Source organism: Cocleimonas sp. KMM 6892 (assembly GCF_035798195.1).
Taxonomy (GTDB): Bacteria; Pseudomonadota; Gammaproteobacteria; order Thiotrichales; family Thiotrichaceae; genus Cocleimonas; species Cocleimonas flava.
The window spans coordinates 758,867-778,794 of sequence record NZ_JAPFBV010000001.1 but is presented as its reverse complement, the minus strand read 5'-3'; the positions used below and the strand labels follow the sequence as shown (position 1 = coordinate 778,794).

The window sequence follows — 19,928 nt, the reverse complement described above, 5'->3', positions numbered from 1 at the left end:
CGTCTTAGCGGGATAATTCATGAGAAATAGACGTTAAACGGTTTTGCAGGGAGGATAAAGCTGCTTTATCGGTGATCAATGATATAAGAAATAGTAAAAAAAGGCTTATAAGTAGGGGGGTGGTTTAGCGTAGTTAATACTAAAGCCGAGATTAATAGATTATAAAACGACTAAGTTATCACGATGAATCAGTTCTGATTCACCTGTATATCCCAAGATACTACCAATTTTATTGCTAGGTTTCTGGGCTAGAAGGGATACTTCCTTGTCTGAATAGTTGATTAATCCACGGGCAATAACCTGATCGCTCTGATTTTTACAATCAACCACGTCTCCACGTTTAAAATGACCTTCAGACTTAATAACGCCAATTGGTAATAGACTTGTGCCCTGAGTTTGAATTGCTTTACTCGCGCCGGCGTCAAGATATACAGCACCACTTGCCTGTACCTGTCCCGCAATCCATTGTTTTTTTGCTGAGAAATGAGAATCATCGGGTGTTAATAATGTGCCAATGATTTCTCCGTTGGCAATTCGTCCCAAAACTTTTTCTTCTCTACCTGATGCAATAATAGTCGCACAACCCGAACGGGCGGCTCTTTGAGCAGCTGTTAGCTTGGTTGACATGCCACCGCTACCGAGTGATGTTTTAATTTCACCCACATACTCGTGTAATTTTTTATTGCCTGCTCTTTCTTCGGTAATTAGCTTTGCGTCACTGTTATGCCGAGGGTCTTTATCAAAAAGACCTTGTTGGTCAGTAAGAATTACCAGTAATTCAGCTTCAGTTATATTTGCCACTAATGCTGCTAGGGTATCGTTATCGCCCAATCGCATTTCTTCCAAGGCAACCGTATCGTTTTCATTAATGATGGGTAAGGCTTTGAATTTTAATAAGGCGCGTAAGGTGTTTCTCGCATTGAGATAACGTTTTCGATTACTAACATCATCATGAGTTAATAATATTTGAGCGGCTTGGATATGGTGTTTTTTGAATTGAGTTTCATAAGCCTCAATTAGTCCTGTTTGTCCAATTGCAGCAGCAGCTTGAAGTTCAGCCAGTTCTGTTGGTCGTTTAGTCCACCCCATGCGACTCATGCCTTCAGCAACAGAACCTGATGATACTAAAATTATTTCAATACCTTGTTGGCGTAACTGAACCATTTCTTTGGTCCAGTTGTTTATGGCATCGTAATCTAAGCCTTTACCATCTTTGGTTAAAAGCGCACTTCCAATCTTGATAACCCAGCGCTTTGCCTTTTGCGTATATTTAATCCTGCTCATTTTTATTTTGAGTTTCTAAGTAAGCTTTGTCATCGAGTGATTGCATAATCTGGTTTGTTAACGCTTTAGTATTCAGGCCAGTAGCCGCCGAAATCATAAACACTTTACCTTTCCAGTCGAGACGTTTCACAATGTCATCACAATGCTGTTGTTGCTCATCGGGTGGAAGCAGGTCGACTTTATTGAGCACTAACCAGCGTTCACGTTCTTCTAATTCACTGCTGAATTTTTGTAATTCGTTTTCAATAACCCGAATTGATTCAACAGGGTCTTCTCTCTCATCCATTGGAGCAACATCAACTAAATGAAGGAGCAGGCTCGTTCTGGATAAGTGTTTTAAAAATTGAATGCCTAAGCCTGCGCCTTCAGCAGCACCTTCAATCAATCCGGGTATATCGGCAATAACAAAGCTTTGATATGCATCAACTTTAACTACACCTAGGTTTGGATAGAGGGTAGTAAAAGGATAGTTTGCGACTTTTGGTCTTGCTGAAGAGACAGTGCTAATCAAGGTTGATTTACCCGCATTAGGAAGGCCAAGAAGACCAACATCAGCAAGTACTTTCATTTCTAATCTAAGTGAACGGGTTTCGCCTTCAGAACCTGGTTTAGATTGGCGAGGTGCTCTATTGACTGAGCTTTTATAACGCAGATTGCCCAAGCCATGAAAACCACCTTGAACAACTTTGATCATTTCTTCGTCTTTGGTCAAATCGCCAATGAGTTCGCCAGTTTCCTCAACATAAATCATTGTTCCAATAGGAACCTGAACGATTTTATCTTCACCTTTAGCGCCAGTCATATTGCGACTCGCACCATTTTCTCCACGACCGGCTTCATAGAAACGCACGTGTCTGAAATCAGCTAGTGTATTTAGTCCTTTATTGGCTTGTAGATAAACGCTACCACCATCACCGCCGTCGCCACCATCGGGGCCACCATACTCAATGTATTTTTCACGACGAAAACTGACGCAACCATTTCCTCCGTCACCGGCTTTAACAATAATTACAACTTCATCTACAAATTTCATGGTTTGAGTTTATCTGAATCTAATAAAAATAACAGGCAATAAAAAACCCCGACAAGCGGGGCTTTTTATTAAAGCTGTAAGTAGCTTATGCCGCTTGAATACTTACGAACTTTCTGTTTTTCGGGCCTTTTACTTCAAAAACTACAACGCCGTCAGTTTTTGCAAATAAAGTGTGGTCTTTGCCACAACCTACGTTTGTGCCTGGGTGAAAGTGAGTTCCACGTTGACGAACGATAATGCTTCCAGCAGAAACTGCCTGGCCACCAAAGCGCTTAACACCTAGGCGATTTGAATTAGAATCACGACCGTTTCGTGTACTACCCGCTGCTTTTTTATGAGCCATTTTGTTAACCTCTGTAATTCAACCAGATATTCAACCAAGGTTAAATTCCAGTAAATATATAATTTGTTTTAAGCCGCGAAAGTCTACAAGCACTTATATAGTTAGTCAAATATTATATTTGCTATTTTAATCAATAAAACTTGGTGAATTTCGACATCCGCCTTGACACTTACCTTGCATCTACCTAGCATTCCCTAATTCAATAATATTAAGTCAAAATTTGCGTGGATTATAAAACAATACAGAATCTGGTTGAATCAGATATGAAGGCCGTTGATGCCTTAATTCAACAACGACTTCAATCAGATGTTGTACTCGTTAATCAGTTGAGTCACTACATCATCAATAGCGGAGGCAAAAGGTTAAGACCTATGTTGGCTCTGCTAATGGCGCGTGCGTGCGGATATGAAGGAAATAAACACGTAGATATTGCGGCTATCGTTGAATTTATTCATACCGCTACGTTATTACACGATGACGTTGTTGATGAATCTGACATGCGACGCGGTAAAGATACGGCTAATAACGTTTGGGGAAATCAAGCTGCTGTATTAGTTGGAGATTTTCTTTATTCTCGTGCTTTTGAAATGATGGTAGATGTCAATGAAATGCGCGTTATGAATATCATGGCAAGCACTACCAACATCATTGCTGAAGGTGAAGTATTGCAACTTCTTAATATCAATGATGCTGAAACCAGTGAAGAACGCTATTTAGAGGTTATTTATTCAAAAACAGCGAAACTTTTCGAAGCTGCTTGTCAGCTAGGTGCTGTTCTATCAGGCCTGTCTGAGGAAGATGAAGTTGTTGTTGCAAAGTTTGGTACACACTTGGGTACAGCATTTCAATTAGTTGACGATATTTTGGATTACAGTGCAGACAGCGATGAAATGGGTAAAAATGTTGGAGATGATCTTGCAGAAGGGAAGCCGACATTGCCGCTAATTTATGCTTTGAGTGAAAGCGAAAAGAACGGCAATACAGAAGATGCCGACATGATCAGAAAAGCGATTGAAGAAGGTGGTCTTGATTTGATTGAAGAGATAACGAGCATCATTAAAAAGACCAAGTCCTTAGAATATACAATTGAAGTTGCTAAAAAAGAAACCACCTTGGCAACGGATTGTTTAAAAGTATTGCCAGATTCAGAATTTAAATCTGCGTTATCTAATTTGGCAAATTATTCATTGAGTAGAACCACATAGCTGGAACTTCTTAAATCTTGTAGATTCGTCTTCACATTTTATTTGCTAACGTTCAGTAAATAAAATCGTAAGGTTTGTATCGGCTAAATCAATGATATGATTCTATTTAATTAAACCATGGATCGAAGTAATGAAACTATCTAACAACTCAATCGGTATATTGATTTTTACAATTCTAGCTGCGGCTGTTTTCTTTTTTATGGCTAAGCGTCCAGCTGTTGAAGGAAATGCATTGAATTTTGGTGTGCCAATCTCATCTCAAGCCAGCTCGACACCATCTACAGAAGACGTTACTCCCAAAGTTGAAGAAGCTGCAAAATCTGAAGCAGTAGAAACTGATGCTGTAGAAACTCCTGAAGTTAAAGCTGAACCTGAAGAGAATGCAGAGCCAGAAACAGCCCCTGTTGAAGAAAATGCACCTGCAACAGATAGTGAGCCTACTACGGAAAGCGCACCAGTGAGCGAAGAGGCTCCAGTAGCTGAAGAAGTTGCTCCTGTTGTGGAAAACGCACAGGATGAAGCAACGAATACAGATGATGCTGGCAAAACACCTGCTGCTGAGACATCAACAACAGATTAATTGTTAGACGCGACCTGCGCCTACAAATTTCTTCCGCCAGTAGCTATTGAAGCTGGCAACAGAGACATTCTTGCCCCTTCTGGGGGCATGAATGAATTTATTCCCACCTAGATAGATACCAACGTGATTAACCTTGGCGCGTGTTCTTCTCGTATGAAAAAAGACTAAATCACCTACTTCCAAGTGTTTTAAAGCGACTCTTTTAGCGTGTTTGTATTGAGCGGCGGCAGATCTAGGAACATTTACCTTTATCATCTTGTAAGCGTACTGGATTAGGCCGCTACAATCGAATCCCTTATTAGGATTGGCACCCCCCCACTTATAGCGCTTATTTATTTGCTTCTTTGCAATTTGAAGTGCTTTATATTTGTGTGGAGTAGTCTTTTTTACCGTCGCTTTTCGATTGCTATGTTTATTAGTTGCGGGTTTAGAGTTGCCTTTTACTAATACATTGTATGCGTGGTTTAAATCAACATCGACTTTCTTTTTAGGACTATTGGCAAAACTTGTTCCTTGAATACAGAACAAGCTCACTACAAATAACCCAATAGAAACTGCTTTCAAGCGTTTCATAATTATCCCTTTGGTGTACTTATTTATCTAAGTATTATTATTTTTATGGTTAGATTTTAAAATCCGCGGGGATTGTAGGTTAAATAACAACATTCAGCAAATACACCTGATAATTGGGGCTTATTTGATTACTTTATTTCATAATCATGAGTAATCTTCGCTAGCTTACCAAGCATAATAGAAGCTGAGCAGTACTTGTCTGCTGAAAGCTCTATTGCTCTGGCTACTCTTTTTTCTGATATATCATTTCCAGATATAATAAAATGCAGATGGATTTTAGTGAAAACTTTTGGCTCGGTTTCTGCGCGTTCTGCAGTTATTTCAACCTCGCAATTCTGGATGTCTTGTTTGCTTTTTTTGAGCATGGAAACAACATCAAAAGAAGCACAGCCACCTAAACCTAATAGAAGCATTTCCATTGGGCGTACGCCAAGATTTCTGCCGCCGTGCTCAGGAGGTCCATCCATAACGACTGAATGACCACTGCCTGATTCTCCAACAAAGCTCATATTATCGAGCCATTTCACTCTTGTATTCATTGTAAATTCTCTTTTAAACTATTTTCAATTTCATCCATTAGTAAGCCAGATATATTTGCCGAATAGATGGCATCTAACTCACGTATACAAGTGGGGCTGGTGACATTGATTTCAGTCACATAATCTCCGATTACATCGAGGCCAACGAACATCAGTCCCATGTCTTTCAGTTTCGGGCCGACGGCGTTACAGATTTCAAATTCTCTCTCGGTAAGGTCTACACCTTTATAACTTGCTCCAGCCGCCAAGTTTCCTCTACTTTCCCCTTTAGCTGGAATTCTGGCTAAACCATGAGGGAAAGGTTTACCGTTGATGACCAATATTCTCTTGTCTCCATTTTTAAATTCTGGAAGAAAACGTTGAGCCATGACAGTTTGAGTACCATTATTAGTGATTGTTTCAAGGATGACACTTCTATTAGCATCACCTTCCTGGATTTGGAACACCATTGAGCCACCCATCCCATCTAGTGGCTTTACAACAATTCGTTTAAGTGCTTCGTGGAACGCTTTGATACGCTCCATATCTCTGGTAACAAGTGTTTCAGGTGAAAATTCAGGAAACCATGCGGTAAATAATTTTTCATTGGCTGTGCGGATGCTTGATGGTTTATTGACAACCAGACACCCATGTTGCTCAGCTAGTTCTAAAATGTAGGTAGAATAAATGTACTCCATATCGAATGGAGGGTCTTTTCTCATAATGATGCAGGAAAGCTCATGTAAAGGCCTGTCGCTAGGTTCTTCTAATTCATACCAGGAATCAGGATTATCAGTGACTGTTATTTTTGCCATATTGGCATATGCAACGCCTTCTTTAACATACATGTCTTTTTGGGTTATGTAATAAACTGAATAGTCTCTTCGCTGAGCTTCAAGCATCATTGCGAATGAACTATCTTTTTTGATGTTTATTAGGTGTATAGGGTCCATAACGACCCCTAAGCTGATTTGATTTTGCATAAATAAACAATGATGAAATAATGAAAGACATCATTATTGTATGCTAAAAAGAATATGAGGAATTAGAAATAAGCAAAAAAAAGGCGGACACGAAGTCCGCCTAAAGTTGCGAGGGAGTCGGTACAGAGCAAACCGCTAGATTTTGCTCGTGAATGTGGTTGGTCTACAAATCCCCTTTGATCAAGCCCAACTTAACCGTCTCACATATGCTCAGTGGCAATTCATTTCATAAAGGTTCATTTATTTGTGTTAAATTGTCATTTTTTTATCAATATTGGATAAAATAAAATATTTTGAACATTTTATTTAGTCGAAACTACAGAATCAATGGACGCAGTTGTGAAGAACAATAAGCAAACAGTTGAAGAAAAGACGAAACGAGATACCGAGTTATTAAAAAAGATATCTGAAGGTGATCGTGACGCATTTACAGAGTTATATATAAGCTACCAACCAAGGCTTATTAAATTTTGTAGTCGCATGTTGAAATATGATGTTGCATTGGCTGCTGATATAGCCGATGAAGCACTTATAGAAGTATGGCGATCAGCTGGCAGCTTTTCTGGACTTTCACAGCCATCAACCTGGATACACTCGATCGCACGTTTTAGAATGATCGGTTATCTTAGGAAGAATAAGGAGCTACTGCAGGATGATGATTTTGAGCAATTAAATATAGAGGACACAGATCTATTACCAGAACAAGAAGTGATTATTTCAGAGAGAGATCAAGAAATAGTCGATAATTTAGCTAAACTTAGCGAAAAACATAGAGAAGTTATAGAGTTGGTTTACTACCGTGAACTATCTATAAAAGATATTTCAGTTATGTTGGATATATCTGAAAATACAGTCAAGACTCGAATGTTTTATGCAAGAAAGCACCTTAAATCACTTCTTTCTAATACAGATCTTTTAGATACTAGCAATGAATATTGATACTAAGAATAATGAAATCCCGGAAAGGGCACTAGAGTTACTACCGTGGTTTGTAACTGGAGAGCTTTCTTCTGATGATGAAGCCTACTTTAAAGAAGTCCTAGAAGATAATGCTGCTCTAGAGTCTCTCGTAGATGAGGAGCGTAACTTCTTTAATTTAGTTGCAGAAGATAAAACCTTGATAGGTTTATCTAACCTCCCTTCGCCGGAATCCAGACTGGAAAATGTTTTCAAGCAGATTGATAACTTATCGATAGAAACACCAGTAAACAATACGACAAGCGATAGCCAAAGTTTTGTAACTAAACTTAAAAACGCTCTTTCTTCTTGGGTGCCATCTACATTTGGTGCCACTGAGTATGCTCGATTTGCGAGCGTGGCTTTATTGGTTGTATCATTATCGGTGCTAATGGCTTTTGTTGCTCCTTTGTTTTCAGACAAAAGCGAGTTTACTCCAGCAGCAGCGAAATCTGCTGAAGTTGTAAGTGATCAATCTAGCACGACATTACTTGTTGGGATAAATGGTCCAATGGACTCTTTACAGACGCACCCTGAACTTAAAGGAAAGCTTAAGAAAGTTGAGTCTGTACCTGGTAAAGAAGGTATGTATCAAATTACCTTCAATCAAAAAATGAATGAAGCACAGATAAAAGAAGTTCTGTCATCATTATCTTCTAACAAAGAATTGATATGGTTTGCCGGTGAAGCATATTAAATTAACTTTTTTAAGTAGCGCTGTATTCTGCAGCCTCGCTATTAGCGGGGTTCATGCAGACGAGTATGCTTTGGATAATGAAGGTGCTGAGCCTTTGTACTTTGATTTTGTCTACGAGCCAAAAGTAAAGCCTAGAAGATCAAACTACATTAAAGATGAAGTAGTGCTACTGTATTCCACTGAAAATATTTCAAAAGTTAAAAATATTACACAAAAATACAATCTAAACCCTGAAAGCACTACGGTTCTTGCGTCAGTAAAAACAGGGATGGTTGTTGCTAAAACGAATGGACAAGACCCTTTAGATCTCAGCGCTTCAATCAATAAAAAAGAAAAAAGTGTAAATGCTGAAACAAATAATATCTTTAAAACGGCTTCAGCTTCCTATAAAAATGCATATTCAATGTATGAAACTGGTGTTAGTTACGTGCATGAAACTACCAAAGGAAAAGGAACTACCATATGCATGGTAGATACTCCTATTGATATTTTTCACCCGTCTTTATCTGATGCACACATTGAAACTAAAGATTTATTTAAAGTTGATATAACTAATAAAGAAGCGTTACTTCATGGGACTTCTGTTGCTGGCGTATTGGTAAGTCAAAACCCTCACATAGGTATAGCACCTAGAGCAAAGTTATACTCGATAGGTGCTTTCAAGGCAGAGAAAAATCACCCTTCAGTATTAAAAGGGTCATCTGCTGATGTTGCTAAAGCAATAGATACCTGTATTCAGCATGATGTAGATGTTATCAACCTGAGCTTTACTGGTGGGAAAGATTCCATTGTAGAGAAAATGGTCAGAAAAGCCGTCGCTAAAGGTATAGTTGTTGTTGCTGCGGCTGGAAATGGTGGAAATTGGGGAAGTACGATTTACCCTGCTCTAATCCCTGGCGTAATAGGCGCAACAGCCATCGATGAGAATAAGAAACTATTCAATATGGCTGATAAGGGTCGTTTTATTGATTACTCTGCTCCTGGGGTTAATATTTTAACGATCGCACCTGATGGCAAATATAAACTAGCTACAGGTACGTCAATTTCCTCTGCCCATGTTAGTGGCATTGTTGCCCTTCTGCTTTCTCAGAAAGGAAATAATAATCTTAATTCAGCATTGACTAAAACCGCTGTTGATTTAGGCAAACCAGGTAGAGATGAAGAGTTTGGCGAAGGTCTAATTAATGCGAGCAAAGCTTTAGCCGTTTTTAAAGATAGTAAGCCTTAATATTTCATTACATCAATAATTGACCCAGTCTTTGGGTTTTAGAAAGTGGTTATACAATCTAGCTTCTTCAGTACCTTCTTCAGGTTGCCAATTATATTTCCATTTAACGAGTGGAGGCATTGACATAAGAATCGATTCTGTTCTCCCCCCAGATTGTAATCCGAAAAGCGTACCACGGTCATAGACCAGATTATATTCCACGTACCTACCGCGTCGATAAAGCTGGAAGTCCCTTTCTTTTTCACTGTACTCAATATTTTTCCTAAGATTGACTATCGGTCTATACGCTTCGATATAACTATCGCCTATCGCTTTCATGAAATTAAAAGACTCTTCAAAGCTCCATTTATTTAAATCATCAAAAAAGATACCACCGATACCACGTTGCTCATCGCGATGTTTTAGATAGAAATAATCATCACACCATTGTTTATACTCATCGTAAACAGCGTCTCCAAATGGCTCGCATGCTTGTTTAGCTGTTTGGTGCCAAGACTTACAATCTTCATCAAACCCGTAATATGGCGTTAAGTCATATCCTCCCCCAAACCACCAAACAGGATTTTCACCTTCTTTTTCGGCGATAAAAAAACGGACATTTGCGTGTGAAGTAGGAACGTATGGGTTTTTGGGGTGAATGACTAAAGATACCCCCATAGCTTGAAAGCTTCTGCCTGCTAATTCAGGTCTATGAGCGGTTGCTGAAGCAGGCATTTTACTGCCCTGCACATCAGAGAAATTCACACCGCCTTGTTCAATGACACCCCCATCAACAAGAAGTCGTGTTCTGCCACCACCTTGCATGGCAGTGGAATCAGGGTTTTTAGCACGAGTCCAGGAATCTTCTTCAAAGACTTTTTGGCCATCTTCATCAGCGAGTTGATCACAGATAGAATCTTGTAATGTGAGTAGATAGTCTTTAACCGCTCGAATATCCGGGGTTTGCATTGTTAGTACCTTAGCTGTATCTGTTTAATTTTGTTGCTACTATATCAACGATGGATTTATTACGAAGATTTTTAAAGTTAATTTTTCAACGCGTACATTTTATATTAATTGGAATGCTCGTGTGTGCTTTAACGGTAGTGGTTTTACTTTATGTTATTAATCCATACGATGTTAAATCTAATAATATTAGACCCCGAATTTTTGGATTGGATATCTATCGAATACCGAGTCGATCTATGCAACCGTTATTGAATCCCGGAGATATAATAGTAGTTTCAAACAAAGCTTACCTAGAGGCAGACATTAAAAGAAATGAGATAATAGTGTTTAATAAAATCCAGAATAAAAACTCTAAAAAGACGTTACCGTTTATTAAACGAGTAATCGCTATTTCAGGTGATCTATTAAAAATAGAAAAAGGTAATACGTTCGTTAATGGTAAGAAAATTTCCGAGTCTTATATAAAAGATTCAAATAGACTCAAGCCTTATTCAACTCGAATGTCTGAAATAAGCATACCAAAAGGTCAGTTATTTGTACTTGGCGATAATCGAGACAATAGTAACGATAGTAGAATATTTGGACCAATTTCCATATCAGACGTAGTCGGCAAAGCAACAGATATACTTTACAGTGCAGAAGGCGTTAAAGGCAATCTAGGGAAAAAATAATAAATGAAAGGTGTTTTTGTAACAGGTACTGATACCGATGTAGGTAAAACCTGGGTTGGACAAAAGATTATTCAACAGTTATGTAAGAATGGAATATCTGTAGAACCGAGAAAGCCAATAGAATCTGGTTGGCCTACAGATATTACGAAGAGTGATGCATGGAAACTGGCGTATGCTGCAAACCAGGAAGAAAAATTAGATGTTGTTTGTCCTAATAGATTCTTAGCCGCTATATCTCCTGATAGAGCAGCCAAAATAGAGCATAAGTTAATTACGATTCAGCAGTTATCTCAAGAATGTATTGGGAGCTGTAATTCTGAAAAAGATTTTTTATATGTTGAAGGTGCAGGAGGATTTTATTCTCCTATCTGTTCAGATGGATTAAATGCCGATTTGGCAAAAGCGTTGAATTTACCGATTATTCTGATCGCAGCAGATAAATTGGGATGTATTAATCATACATTACTCAGCATTGAAGCTATTGAGAGATGTGGATTAAATCTAATGGGTGTCGTTTTAAACCAGATAGATAGTCAAAGCACTGATACCCAAAACATGAATAATTTTGAAGACTTGTCAGAAAAAATAAATTATCCGATTATTTCGACGAATGATTCTTCTACATTTGCCAAAAATATTTGTAATTGGTTTGACCACTAATTGATAATTAATTTCGTTTAGATTTACGTCTTTTTTTTCTTTTCTTTTTACTTGTTTTCACAGAAGCAAAATCTAACGATCTCACCGTAGTTACACGCGCCAGTATTTTGATAATTCCCTGATGTTTAAGGTGACGAGCAAGTCCTAATGCAGTTTTGCCATCTGAATTTCTGATATCTGGATCTACACCGACGGAAAGAAAGTATTGTACTAATTGCCAGTGTCCATAGCGGGCAGCAACATGTAAAGGTGTCCAGTTTTTATCTGTTTTTTGGCCTGGGTTAAGACCTTTTTTAACCAGTACTTTGGCTACATCAATGAGTCCATTTGCGCTTGCTATATGAAGAAGAGTAACTCCTCTTGCTCCTTTTTCATTAACATCTGCACCGTTATCAATGAGTTTAATTACCATTGATGCCCAGCCTCTAGAGACAGCAATCCCTAGTGGAGTTTCACCTTTTAAATTCTTGTAGGTGGGCGATGTGCCCGCTCTAAGAAGTTGATCAGCGCGTTGAGTTTTACCTGCTTTCAGCGCATCAAGTAACTCCATTTCTAGAACAGGATTTGAGGGTGGTTTGTTACTCTTAGGTTTTTTAGGTGACTTTGTTAGTTCTTTTTTTTCTTTATCATCACTTTTTTTAGAGGTTTTGGATGATTTAGATGAATTGAATTTTTCCGATCCTGAACTTAATAGCATCAACACTTCTTCTGACAAAGGCTGACCATTAGCATCAAGTAATGCAGTTTGTTTTGCAGTAACGTTAGAACTAAATATAAGCCCGCTAAATAGTAAAAGCGCACCATGAAACATAGTGGATAAGGTGTTGTGCTTATTCATGGCCCTTCCTGAACTCGAGAATTATTATTGATTATATTCTAACAGAATATTTAATCGATAATTCTAAAATCACTTAAAAGCCGGAGGCCATGCTTTCTCTTGTATTTCTAAGTACGAAGTTTTAGTAGCTTCTGAATACTCCAATCATTACACCTTGTATTTCTACTTGGTCTGCAGGGTAGAACATCGATTGTAATTGGCTGTTTGCAGGTCTAAGTTCTACGACCCCGGTATCTTTTGGATAATAGTATTTTAACGTTGCCTCGTAACGATCTACCAGGGCAACAACAATTTCGCCTTCTCTTGCTGAATTTTTCTTCTGTATCACGACATAATCTTCGTCCCAGATACCTGCCTCTATCATTGAATCACCTGCAATCTTTAATACATAGCGACCAGGGCCACAAAAGAGTTGTGCAAGGTTAATATTTTGTTGATCTGGAATAGCTTCAATGGGGAAACCAGCTGCGATTCTTCCCATGTAAGGGAGGCTGCCTTCTTCTTCGAAAGGTTCTACTAGCTGATAGGCGGCTTTGCCCTCAGCTTCTTGCAGATAGTTGTTATTGATTAAAGTTCGGATGTGTTTGTGAATGGTGCTGCGCCCGATACCAATATGCTGTCCAATTTCTTCTAATGTAGGTAAGTAGCCCATTTCCTGAGCCATTTCCTGAATGGTATTTAAAACCAGTGATTGTTTAGATGTCAACATGCCGTTCTCCCTTTGTTTCTCAGGATTCTTTATAGCGAACAAAAAAGAAACTTACAAGATAAATTTCAATTACTTGCGATTGTATTGAAATACAGCCAGAGTAATAAGGTTAAGCATCGAAAAAAACAATGTGCAGATAAATAAATCTTTTTAAATTAAAAACTTAGAGTGCTATAGGTTTTAGGGGATAGTTAAGAGACTGATAACTAAAAGAAATATTCTTATTTTGAGAGGTTTTAAAAGAATAAATAAATTTTTAAATTCGTAAAAAGTACGGAGCATCTATTGTGCTAATCCAATTTCACTTAACAACCTTTGGTATTTATATTAGTATTTAGTTACGGGTGTCCTCTGTGGTATTCGGAAAGTGTGCGGGTAGTCCCTTGAGCCTAATTACAAACTCCGGGGGTTAGAGAAAGTTTTGTGAGCATGACTGCTACGGCGGTAAGCCTAATAAGCTTTTAAAGACTCCCACTTGAACCTTACTGGTTCAAGGTCAATGTACACTTTGCGATATCTTGGTAGGCACCCTTTTTTGTGCCCGAAACATTATTAAGGGTCTTAGGTGAATTGTTTTGGTTAGCTAAGCAATCTTGCTTCTAAAAAGCACAGGCTTTAGGAATTTTTTGAGCGCTGTTTCTAGGGTCTATATCATTTGCCCAATCCAATACGGGTGCATTACTGCCAAACGGTTCGTCATAATCTATCCAGTAAACTTCTTTTTGTTTTTTCTGTGTTGTATATTTTGCATCATACCCAAGAAATCGAATGTACTCTGAATGCCTGCGGGCTTCGTCAAGAGAATCAAAAGAACCCAGTGCGATCGCGTTTTTATAAGGTCCTGTATCTATAATTTTATATTCTGTGACTTCTTGTTTTTTGATGTCATTGATTACTTTTAAGGCTTCAGAACGATTTTTCAGTGGTTCCAGGTACACTAAAAAATTAAGAGTTTGCATGGTTTTCTGTTTGTGTGTTTCTGTCGCCAAACCAAAATTATTAATATTTTTTGCAATTATTTGTGCAGTTTTTTCACTGTTAAATGGTCCAAATGTGTAACAGCTACTTTGCCTCGTTGAAGTGTTACTTTGGTAGATATCACTGTTTTGAATAGGGAGTAAAGTTAAACTTGGTACGCCTTTTTCCTCTGTAAGTGGGGGGGTGCCATGACTCTTACCTATGGTTAATGTCCATATCAAGTAAAAGACATTAAGGCCTAGTAAGACGACTATCAGGTTTTTAATTAGGGAATTAGACATTATTTGATAGTTCTTCCTTGATTACTTTAAGCCCAGACATTAGAAGATCTTGATGTAAATCGTATTCACCTTGCATATACGGCAATAAGCTTTCAGCAGCGCCTCCACAAATGACTCTTTTAATTTCAACGTTTTCTTGTTTTTTCTCATGGGAGTTTTCGTGCTGCTCAATAATTCGTTTTTCCATCAAATTACAAATATGTTCAATAGAGCCCGCTTGGCCTAATAAGCAACCGCTCGCAATTGCCTGAGTGGTTTCTTTAGAAAAACATTCGGGAATAAATTCGTTTGACTCATTTCCCCAAAGGCCAAGTAATTCTGTGTTCTGTAATAAGCTTTCAGAGCTCAACTTTAGACCTGGAAGAATAACTCCACCTAAATGTTTTCCATTTCCATCAATGGCGTCAATAGTCGTAGCAGTGCCGGAATCAATAACGATACAAGCGGTTTTATTAGATTCGGAATTATTATTTAGGTAATAAGCGGATAAGATTCCAACAAATCTATCAGCACCTAATTTAGTAGGGTCCTTATACCCATTTTCTATCTTGCCGAGTTTGTTTGTAGAAGTAATTTCAATAAACTTCATTTGTAATTCAAGCGTGATTTTATTAGCTGCGCGGGAGAAAGTCCCACCGAGCACTGAAACCATAATGACGCTATCACAGTCTGTATTTGCGCTTACAATTTTTTCGAAAACTTCTATCGGTAATTCGTACTGATGAGATTGAGAATGTTGCTCCGACAATAGACTATCGTCATCTAAAATAGCCCATTTTAGTTGTGAGTTTCCAGCGTCTATTAACAGTGTTTTCATTGATTAGTTGAGTCTTAGAGTTTTAGATTATTAGCTTTTATAAACTTTTGTATGGATTTTTTATCGAGTCTTATATCAGCAGAAGAATAAAATTGCGTTTCACCCGATGTGTGTAAAATGCTTAGTCTTCCATGCTTATCGATATCATTTACTGTACCTGAGATAACTTCCCCCTGATGCTGAAAATTTACGCTTTCGCCCCGTAAAATATCCCACTCTCTCCATAAATGCTTAAACGACTGAAAGTCCATGGAAGCAAACCCATCAAGGTGAATAGATAGTCTGTGGATTATTCTGATTAAAAGTTCATCACGGGAAAATTCATCACCTAGCATGGCATCGTTTACCGAGGTTATTCCCTGATTGATATTATCCTCTTCAATGCCTGTTAAAGAGATATTTAAGCCAATGCCGATAATAAATTGATCCGAATAATTTGAAGTTTCGATCAAAATACCGCCCATCTTTTTACCTTGCCAGTAAATATCATTGGGCCATTTAACCCCATGATCTTTTAGGCCAATATCTTTTAGTGCTTCGGCAATAGCTATACCCGTAACCAAGCCTAACAAAGAACGGTGTTGTGTATTTTCCATCAGACAAAAACAGAATGATAAATAAATATTACCATTGTCGGGAGATACCCAGTTATTGCCTCGTCTTCCACGTCCATTGAATTGTTTCTCACTAAGACAAACATCCCCACATTGACCGTTTTCCTTTAGCCAGGTGTTAGTGGAAGCCACCTCTTCAAGGTAATGAATTTTGCCAGGTATCTTTGAACCAGCTTCGTGTAAAATCAGCTCAATATTATACGGTTTATGTGTTGTTGGCATAACCAGATAAGCGCTCTTTGGTAATATATTTGCTGGCTATAATAGCACCAATCAGCGCAATAATTGCAGATGATAAAAATGTCCAGATTGCTCCCTGAGAGTCCCAGGCATAGCCACTTAATAAGTGTCCCAAGGTTCCTCCAAGTCCAAAGCTCACCCCAGCATAAAGTGCCTGTCCCCGCCCTTGAAGTCGACCGGGGAATAGTGAATGAGCAAGATAAATAGAGCAGGCATGGAATAAACCAAAACTGGCGGCGTGAAATAGTTGAGAGATAAATAACAAAACGATGCTATCGACATAAAGTGCCAGCATTATCCACCTAATAGCTGTGATAAACAGCGCCATAGCGAACAAGTGACAAACACTAAATTTTGTTAATAAACGTCTCATGACAATAAAAAGCCCTACTTCTGCGAGCACACCTAACGCCCACATAGCACCCGAAAAACCTCGCGAATAACCATGGTCTTCCAAATAAATAGTGAAGAATGTGTAATACGCTCCATGGCTTAAAGATTGAAAGAAGCAAGCGAATAAAAATGCGAGGACGATTGGTTTTTTCAGTGTTTCAATTATATGTGTCTGACTGCTCTGATGGCTGGATTTTGGAGTTCTATCGTCAACTAAAAATGTGGTAACGGTGTTTGCGATAAGTAGCGCCAGAATTATTAAAGGAAGCAGAGAAATATGACTTCCGCCAATAATCAAGGGTAAAACCAACGCCACTACAATAAAACCTACTGAGCCCCATAATCTTATGCTGCTATAGAGGCTTGTGTCGTGCTCTAGGTGATTAAGAGTGAGTGCTTCATATAAAGGGAGTGCTGCATTCCAGAAAAAGCCAAAAGCTGCCATTACAAAGGCAAACCACCAGTAACTTTGAAATGGAATGACGCCAGCAAACACAACCACGGATACAAACATGGAGGCTTGAATAATCACAAGGCGTTTTTGTATGTGATCTGAAATCCAGCTAAACAGGTAAGGTGATGCTACTTTGCTCACCATCACAATAGCAAGAAGCTCACCGATTTCATTCGCATTAAAATTTAAGGATTTAAGATACAGCGCCCAATACGGAAGGAAAGCCCCAAGCGCGGCAAAATAAAAAAAGTAGAACGCTGAAAGTCGAGAGTATTGTGTTTTTCGCATTTAAAAGTCTGTTTACGATTTCGGACAAGACCTTAAAATCGCGAAGTTACAAAAGACAAAGTATATGACTTGTAACTTCAGCTGACTATTTATTTGATAGTTTAAAAGCGACTAGTTTTGTGCAAATTCAGTAAATGTTTTCACCAATAAAAATCATTCCGAAAAACATAAATTCCTGAGATCACTTAAATAGCAAAATAAAAAAGCCCCTTAAAGTAGGGGGGGGCTAGAGAGTCAGTATTAATCTAGCGTGCGCCTAAAATGGAGAGTAAACGGTAATCATTCACATTTCTTGCCATATCAACCGCAGTTAAACCATCCGAGGTTCTGGATTGCGGAGAAGAACCATGATTAATCAGAAAATTAACAATATTCGGATGACGAAAACGAACCGCATGATGCAGTGGTATCCAGTTTTTTACAGTTGGAGCATTCACATAAGCCCCCTTATTAACTAGAAAAATTACGGCAGAATAATGACCTCGTGCAGCAGCCATATGTAGTGCAGTTTCTCTTTCTCGATTGGATACATTGATATCCAATCCTTGAGATAGAAGTGTTCTTAGCTGGTTTACGTTACCGGCATTTGCTGCGGCAAATAAATCATCGGCTTCCGGAGTCGCAACAGGTGCCGGTGCTCTAGGTGCGTTGTAAGGCTGGTTGCCACTCACATTCTGAGTTGCAGATTGCGGTACACCTTGTTCTGCCTGCTGTTGTTGCGCATACCATTCAAGAAGACGCATTTCTCGAATTCTCTGTTGTTCGAGGCTGGTTTGACCATTGTTATAATCTTGTGCATGACTTACTGAAACAAAATTCAATCCCACTATTAGCAGAGTGATCAAAGATAAAAGTAGCTTGCGCATTGTATTTTGAATGGTATTTTGCATGGTATTCCCCGAAGAAGTGCTTAACCGTAATCTAATGAATTAGTATAGAGAGTAAGGTGCTAAATCCATTCTGGAACCAGATAAAGGCGCATAAAATAAAGATGACTGTAATGCACAATGTTTTGTAGGAAAGCGCATGAATGTAAAGAATGTTGAATTTTCTTGAAACTGGTCTACTATTTTAGTTTCTTGAATAAGCCCAACCACACAACGGTATACATGAAGTATTTGTTTTTGCTCTTTTTGCTTACCTATGCTTTGTTATTTACAGCTGGATGTAATAGCGAGGATAGGATATCTGCATTAAAAAAATGCACCGTATTAGGAACAGAATCGATCGTTTATGCGCGAGCAAATTATGTGAAATTATTTCATTACTTCAATCCTGATAAGTTTTCTGACTCTTATGAGCAAACTAAAGAGTTCGATCACGTAACCTCCAGAAATATAATCAACACTTACGATATAGCGATCAGGAAATTAAAAACAGATGATGAGGATACCGAGTCGTTGATTTCTTCGTGTCAGCAACTCGCTGATTTTAGTAAAGCTTTTGTCGACCAGTCTTACCCAAGGGCAATGTCTCATCAAAGTAAGCACGATGTATTAAGCGATGCATTTTTTATAGAGATCAATCAGATCGTTAAATTTGATAATAAAATTGGCGTATTTGATGAGAACACCAAGAGCTTTAAGCAGTATGTGGAAGAGTATCGAAACACGGTGCAAAACTATGTGACTAAATACAAGGATGAATTGCCAGAAGAGCTTATCAATTCATTCTAGTATCTTGATATCAATTCAATGGGAAATTTAAACGACTTTAGCAATTAACTCTTTGGCTTTTTCAGCATCAAGTAAAATTTGGTCTTTTAGCTCTTCAAAATTATCAAAACGCTTTTCTTCGCGAATATATTCCAGCAATTCTACGCAAATATATTGCCCATAGACTGAATCTGAAAAACCAAATAGATGCACTTCTAAACGATTCTGACTGCCAGACACCGTTGGGCGATTGCCTAGATTTGCGACGCCGGTGTAACTGGAATTATTTAAGCCATAAACGCGAACGGCATAAACTCCTCGCTTGGGGGAAATATTTTCCGGAAGTTTTAAGTTTAATGTAGGGAAATTAATGGTTCGACCACGTTTCTCTCCATGGCGAATTCTTCCGCTGAGCTGATAATTTTTTCCGAGTAAGCTATTTGCCAGAGAAATATCACCGTGCTCCAGCGCTTTTCTAATTCTGGTGCTGCTAACACGCTGAGATTCTTTTTCTAGCGTTGGGGTGTCAACAACCGTCATACCAGAATGCTTGCCTAGGGTTTTTAATAAAGCAAAGTCACCCCCCCGGTTATAGCCGAATTTAAAATCATCGCCAACGGCGAGGTGTTTAACATTCAGATAATCTTCAAGGATATCTTTTACAAATACTTTAGGCGCCATATTGGCTAGTGCTTCATCAAACTTTAAGCAAAGAAAATTATTAACGCCTAATTGCTCTAATAAACGAATCTTGTCGCGCAGTGGGTATATTCGAGTTGGAGGATAAGGGCTAAAATATTCAGCGGGTAGTGGCTCAAAACTAACGACTGTTAGTGGTAGCTGTAACTCTTTAGCTTTTTGTTTTAGCTTACCGATGATTTTTTGATGGCCCAGGTGGAGTCCATCAAAGTTACCGATGGTGGCGACACACGCAGAATCATTCTTCTTCGGTGAACTAATATGGCGGATAAAATTCATCCG

At 38.5% G+C, this 19,928-nt stretch carries 23 protein-coding genes and 1 other RNA gene; 9 read left to right on the top strand and 15 right to left on the bottom strand.

Features of this window, described 5'->3' with window-relative positions:
- Nucleotides 1–159: 159 nt before the first annotated feature.
- The 3 genes from proB to rpmA form a co-directional block, all read right to left on the bottom strand.
- Nucleotides 160–1,284 (bottom strand): glutamate 5-kinase, encoded by a 1,125-nt coding sequence (gene proB / locus OO007_RS03580; RefSeq protein WP_325807776.1) that lies wholly within the window; start codon nt 1,282–1,284, stop codon nt 160–162.
- Complete coding sequence (gene cgtA / locus OO007_RS03575; RefSeq protein WP_131904639.1) at nt 1,271–2,317, bottom strand: Obg family GTPase CgtA; 1,047 nt, start codon at nt 2,315–2,317, stop codon at nt 1,271–1,273. The genes proB and cgtA overlap by 14 nt, the downstream gene beginning before the upstream one ends.
- An 85-nt stretch (nt 2,318–2,402) precedes the next feature.
- Complete coding sequence (rpmA, locus tag OO007_RS03570; protein WP_131904638.1) at nt 2,403–2,660, bottom strand: 50S ribosomal protein L27; 258 nt, start codon at nt 2,658–2,660, stop codon at nt 2,403–2,405.
- A 224-nt stretch (nt 2,661–2,884) separates the two neighbouring features.
- Here rpmA and ispB point away from each other — a divergent pair, with 224 nt between their 5' ends.
- A complete protein-coding gene (ispB, locus tag OO007_RS03565; protein ID WP_131904637.1) occupies nt 2,885–3,865 on the top strand; it encodes an octaprenyl diphosphate synthase in 981 nt (326 codons plus the stop codon).
- A gap of 130 nt (nt 3,866–3,995) precedes the next feature.
- Nucleotides 3,996–4,445: a hypothetical protein gene (locus tag OO007_RS03560; protein WP_325807775.1), complete on the top strand. Its 450-nt coding sequence runs from the start codon at nt 3,996–3,998 to the stop codon at nt 4,443–4,445.
- 3 nt (nt 4,446–4,448) lie between these two features.
- Here the strand turns inward: OO007_RS03560 and OO007_RS03555 are convergent, their stop codons facing one another.
- The 3 genes from OO007_RS03555 to gshB all read right to left on the bottom strand — a co-directional run bounded on the left by OO007_RS03555 (nt 4,449) and on the right by gshB (nt 6,519).
- On the bottom strand, nt 4,449–5,018 hold the full coding sequence (locus tag OO007_RS03555; protein ID WP_325807774.1) for a C40 family peptidase: 570 nt from the start codon (nt 5,016–5,018) through the stop codon (nt 4,449–4,451).
- A gap of 128 nt (nt 5,019–5,146) precedes the next feature.
- Nucleotides 5,147–5,557 carry an OsmC family protein gene (locus OO007_RS03550; RefSeq protein WP_325807773.1) on the bottom strand — a complete coding sequence of 137 codons (411 nt, stop codon included), beginning with the start codon at nt 5,555–5,557 and terminating at the stop codon, nt 5,147–5,149.
- Nucleotides 5,554–6,519: a glutathione synthase gene (gene gshB / locus OO007_RS03545; RefSeq protein WP_325807772.1), complete on the bottom strand. Its 966-nt coding sequence runs from the start codon at nt 6,517–6,519 to the stop codon at nt 5,554–5,556. The genes OO007_RS03550 and gshB overlap by 4 nt, the downstream gene beginning before the upstream one ends.
- Before the next feature lie 327 nt (nt 6,520–6,846).
- Here gshB and OO007_RS03540 point away from each other — a divergent pair, with 327 nt between their 5' ends.
- The 3 genes from OO007_RS03540 to OO007_RS03530 are packed head-to-tail and all read left to right on the top strand — an operon-like array spanning nt 6,847 to nt 9,401.
- Nucleotides 6,847–7,458, top strand: a complete 612-nt coding sequence (locus OO007_RS03540) for an RNA polymerase sigma factor (RefSeq protein WP_131904632.1) — start codon at nt 6,847–6,849, stop codon at nt 7,456–7,458.
- On the top strand, nt 7,448–8,173 hold the full coding sequence (locus OO007_RS03535; protein ID WP_325807771.1) for a hypothetical protein: 726 nt from the start codon (nt 7,448–7,450) through the stop codon (nt 8,171–8,173). The genes OO007_RS03540 and OO007_RS03535 overlap by 11 nt, the downstream gene beginning before the upstream one ends.
- Nucleotides 8,160–9,401 carry a S8 family serine peptidase gene (locus tag OO007_RS03530; protein WP_325807770.1) on the top strand — a complete coding sequence of 414 codons (1,242 nt, stop codon included), beginning with the start codon at nt 8,160–8,162 and terminating at the stop codon, nt 9,399–9,401. Before OO007_RS03535 ends, OO007_RS03530 begins: the two co-directional genes overlap by 14 nt.
- A 12-nt stretch (nt 9,402–9,413) precedes the next feature.
- Here the strand turns inward: OO007_RS03530 and hemF are convergent, their stop codons facing one another.
- Complete coding sequence (hemF, locus tag OO007_RS03525; RefSeq protein WP_325807769.1) at nt 9,414–10,349, bottom strand: oxygen-dependent coproporphyrinogen oxidase; 936 nt, start codon at nt 10,347–10,349, stop codon at nt 9,414–9,416.
- A gap of 50 nt (nt 10,350–10,399) precedes the next feature.
- Between hemF and lepB the strand changes: the two genes are divergently transcribed.
- Nucleotides 10,400–11,020 carry a signal peptidase I gene (lepB, locus tag OO007_RS03520; protein ID WP_325807768.1) on the top strand — a complete coding sequence of 207 codons (621 nt, stop codon included), beginning with the start codon at nt 10,400–10,402 and terminating at the stop codon, nt 11,018–11,020.
- A 3-nt stretch (nt 11,021–11,023) separates the two neighbouring features.
- Nucleotides 11,024–11,680, top strand: a complete 657-nt coding sequence (gene bioD / locus OO007_RS03515; RefSeq protein ID WP_325807767.1) for a dethiobiotin synthase — start codon at nt 11,024–11,026, stop codon at nt 11,678–11,680.
- Nucleotides 11,681–11,687: 7 nt separating this feature from the next.
- On the opposite strand, the gene OO007_RS03510 is transcribed toward bioD, so the two are convergent.
- Nucleotides 11,688–12,518: an ankyrin repeat domain-containing protein gene (locus OO007_RS03510; protein WP_131904626.1), complete on the bottom strand. Its 831-nt coding sequence runs from the start codon at nt 12,516–12,518 to the stop codon at nt 11,688–11,690.
- A 121-nt stretch (nt 12,519–12,639) separates the two neighbouring features.
- A complete protein-coding gene (gene lexA / locus OO007_RS03505; RefSeq protein ID WP_325807766.1) occupies nt 12,640–13,227 on the bottom strand; it encodes a transcriptional repressor LexA in 588 nt (195 codons plus the stop codon).
- Nucleotides 13,228–13,572: 345 nt separating this feature from the next.
- On the opposite strand from lexA, the gene ssrS reads away from it, so the two are divergent.
- Nucleotides 13,573–13,756: non-coding RNA, 6S RNA (ssrS, locus tag OO007_RS03500), on the top strand.
- A 70-nt stretch (nt 13,757–13,826) separates the two neighbouring features.
- Here ssrS and OO007_RS03495 read toward each other — a convergent pair.
- From OO007_RS03495 to OO007_RS03475, 5 genes are all read right to left on the bottom strand, one after another.
- Nucleotides 13,827–14,486, bottom strand: a complete 660-nt coding sequence (locus tag OO007_RS03495; protein ID WP_325807765.1) for an SPOR domain-containing protein — start codon at nt 14,484–14,486, stop codon at nt 13,827–13,829.
- On the bottom strand, nt 14,479–15,303 hold the full coding sequence (locus OO007_RS03490; RefSeq protein WP_325807764.1) for a type III pantothenate kinase: 825 nt from the start codon (nt 15,301–15,303) through the stop codon (nt 14,479–14,481). The genes OO007_RS03495 and OO007_RS03490 overlap by 8 nt, the downstream gene beginning before the upstream one ends.
- Nucleotides 15,304–15,317: 14 nt before the next feature.
- Entirely contained in the window at nt 15,318–16,139 is an 822-nt protein-coding gene (locus OO007_RS03485; protein ID WP_325807763.1) for a biotin--[acetyl-CoA-carboxylase] ligase, read from the bottom strand.
- The gene (locus OO007_RS03480) at nt 16,123–17,292 is read right to left on the bottom strand and encodes an MFS transporter (RefSeq protein ID WP_325807762.1); all 1,170 of its coding nucleotides are present in this window, start codon (nt 17,290–17,292) and stop codon (nt 16,123–16,125) included. The genes OO007_RS03485 and OO007_RS03480 overlap by 17 nt, the downstream gene beginning before the upstream one ends.
- A gap of 245 nt (nt 17,293–17,537) precedes the next feature.
- Nucleotides 17,538–18,182, bottom strand: a complete 645-nt coding sequence (locus tag OO007_RS03475; RefSeq protein WP_325807761.1) for an ankyrin repeat domain-containing protein — start codon at nt 18,180–18,182, stop codon at nt 17,538–17,540.
- A 360-nt stretch (nt 18,183–18,542) separates the two neighbouring features.
- Between OO007_RS03475 and OO007_RS03470 the strand changes: the two genes are divergently transcribed.
- Nucleotides 18,543–18,968: a hypothetical protein gene (locus OO007_RS03470; RefSeq protein WP_131904619.1), complete on the top strand. Its 426-nt coding sequence runs from the start codon at nt 18,543–18,545 to the stop codon at nt 18,966–18,968.
- Nucleotides 18,969–18,995: 27 nt separating this feature from the next.
- Here the strand turns inward: OO007_RS03470 and ribF are convergent, their stop codons facing one another.
- Nucleotides 18,996–19,925, bottom strand: a complete 930-nt coding sequence (gene ribF, locus OO007_RS03465; protein ID WP_325807760.1) for a bifunctional riboflavin kinase/FAD synthetase — start codon at nt 19,923–19,925, stop codon at nt 18,996–18,998.
- Nucleotides 19,926–19,928: the final 3 nt, after the last annotated feature.

Bases quoted from the DNA above. Each gene is read 5' to 3' on its own strand.
- proB (WP_325807776.1), bottom strand. From the start codon at position 1,284: ATGAGCAGGATTAAATATACGCAAAAGGCAAAGCGCTGGGTTATCAAG.
- cgtA (WP_131904639.1), bottom strand. From the start codon at position 2,317: ATGAAATTTGTAGATGAAGTTGTAATTATTGTTAAAGCCGGTGACGGA.
- rpmA (WP_131904638.1), bottom strand. From the start codon at position 2,660: ATGGCTCATAAAAAAGCAGCGGGTAGTACACGAAACGGTCGTGATTCT.
- OO007_RS03560 (WP_325807775.1), top strand. From the start codon at position 3,996: ATGAAACTATCTAACAACTCAATCGGTATATTGATTTTTACAATTCTA.
- OO007_RS03555 (WP_325807774.1), bottom strand. From the start codon at position 5,018: ATGAAACGCTTGAAAGCAGTTTCTATTGGGTTATTTGTAGTGAGCTTG.
- OO007_RS03550 (WP_325807773.1), bottom strand. From the start codon at position 5,557: ATGAATACAAGAGTGAAATGGCTCGATAATATGAGCTTTGTTGGAGAA.
- gshB (WP_325807772.1), bottom strand. From the start codon at position 6,519: ATGCAAAATCAAATCAGCTTAGGGGTCGTTATGGACCCTATACACCTA.
- OO007_RS03540 (WP_131904632.1), top strand. From the start codon at position 6,847: ATGGACGCAGTTGTGAAGAACAATAAGCAAACAGTTGAAGAAAAGACG.
- OO007_RS03535 (WP_325807771.1), top strand. From the start codon at position 7,448: ATGAATATTGATACTAAGAATAATGAAATCCCGGAAAGGGCACTAGAG.
- hemF (WP_325807769.1), bottom strand. From the start codon at position 10,349: ATGCAAACCCCGGATATTCGAGCGGTTAAAGACTATCTACTCACATTA.
- lepB (WP_325807768.1), top strand. From the start codon at position 10,400: ATGGATTTATTACGAAGATTTTTAAAGTTAATTTTTCAACGCGTACAT.
- bioD (WP_325807767.1), top strand. From the start codon at position 11,024: ATGAAAGGTGTTTTTGTAACAGGTACTGATACCGATGTAGGTAAAACC.
- OO007_RS03510 (WP_131904626.1), bottom strand. From the start codon at position 12,518: ATGAATAAGCACAACACCTTATCCACTATGTTTCATGGTGCGCTTTTA.
- lexA (WP_325807766.1), bottom strand. From the start codon at position 13,227: ATGTTGACATCTAAACAATCACTGGTTTTAAATACCATTCAGGAAATG.
- OO007_RS03495 (WP_325807765.1), bottom strand. From the start codon at position 14,486: ATGTCTAATTCCCTAATTAAAAACCTGATAGTCGTCTTACTAGGCCTT.
- OO007_RS03490 (WP_325807764.1), bottom strand. From the start codon at position 15,303: ATGAAAACACTGTTAATAGACGCTGGAAACTCACAACTAAAATGGGCT.
- OO007_RS03485 (WP_325807763.1), bottom strand. From the start codon at position 16,139: ATGCCAACAACACATAAACCGTATAATATTGAGCTGATTTTACACGAA.
- OO007_RS03480 (WP_325807762.1), bottom strand. From the start codon at position 17,292: ATGCGAAAAACACAATACTCTCGACTTTCAGCGTTCTACTTTTTTTAT.
- OO007_RS03475 (WP_325807761.1), bottom strand. From the start codon at position 18,182: ATGCAAAATACCATTCAAAATACAATGCGCAAGCTACTTTTATCTTTG.
- ribF (WP_325807760.1), bottom strand. From the start codon at position 19,925: ATGAATTTTATCCGCCATATTAGTTCACCGAAGAAGAATGATTCTGCG.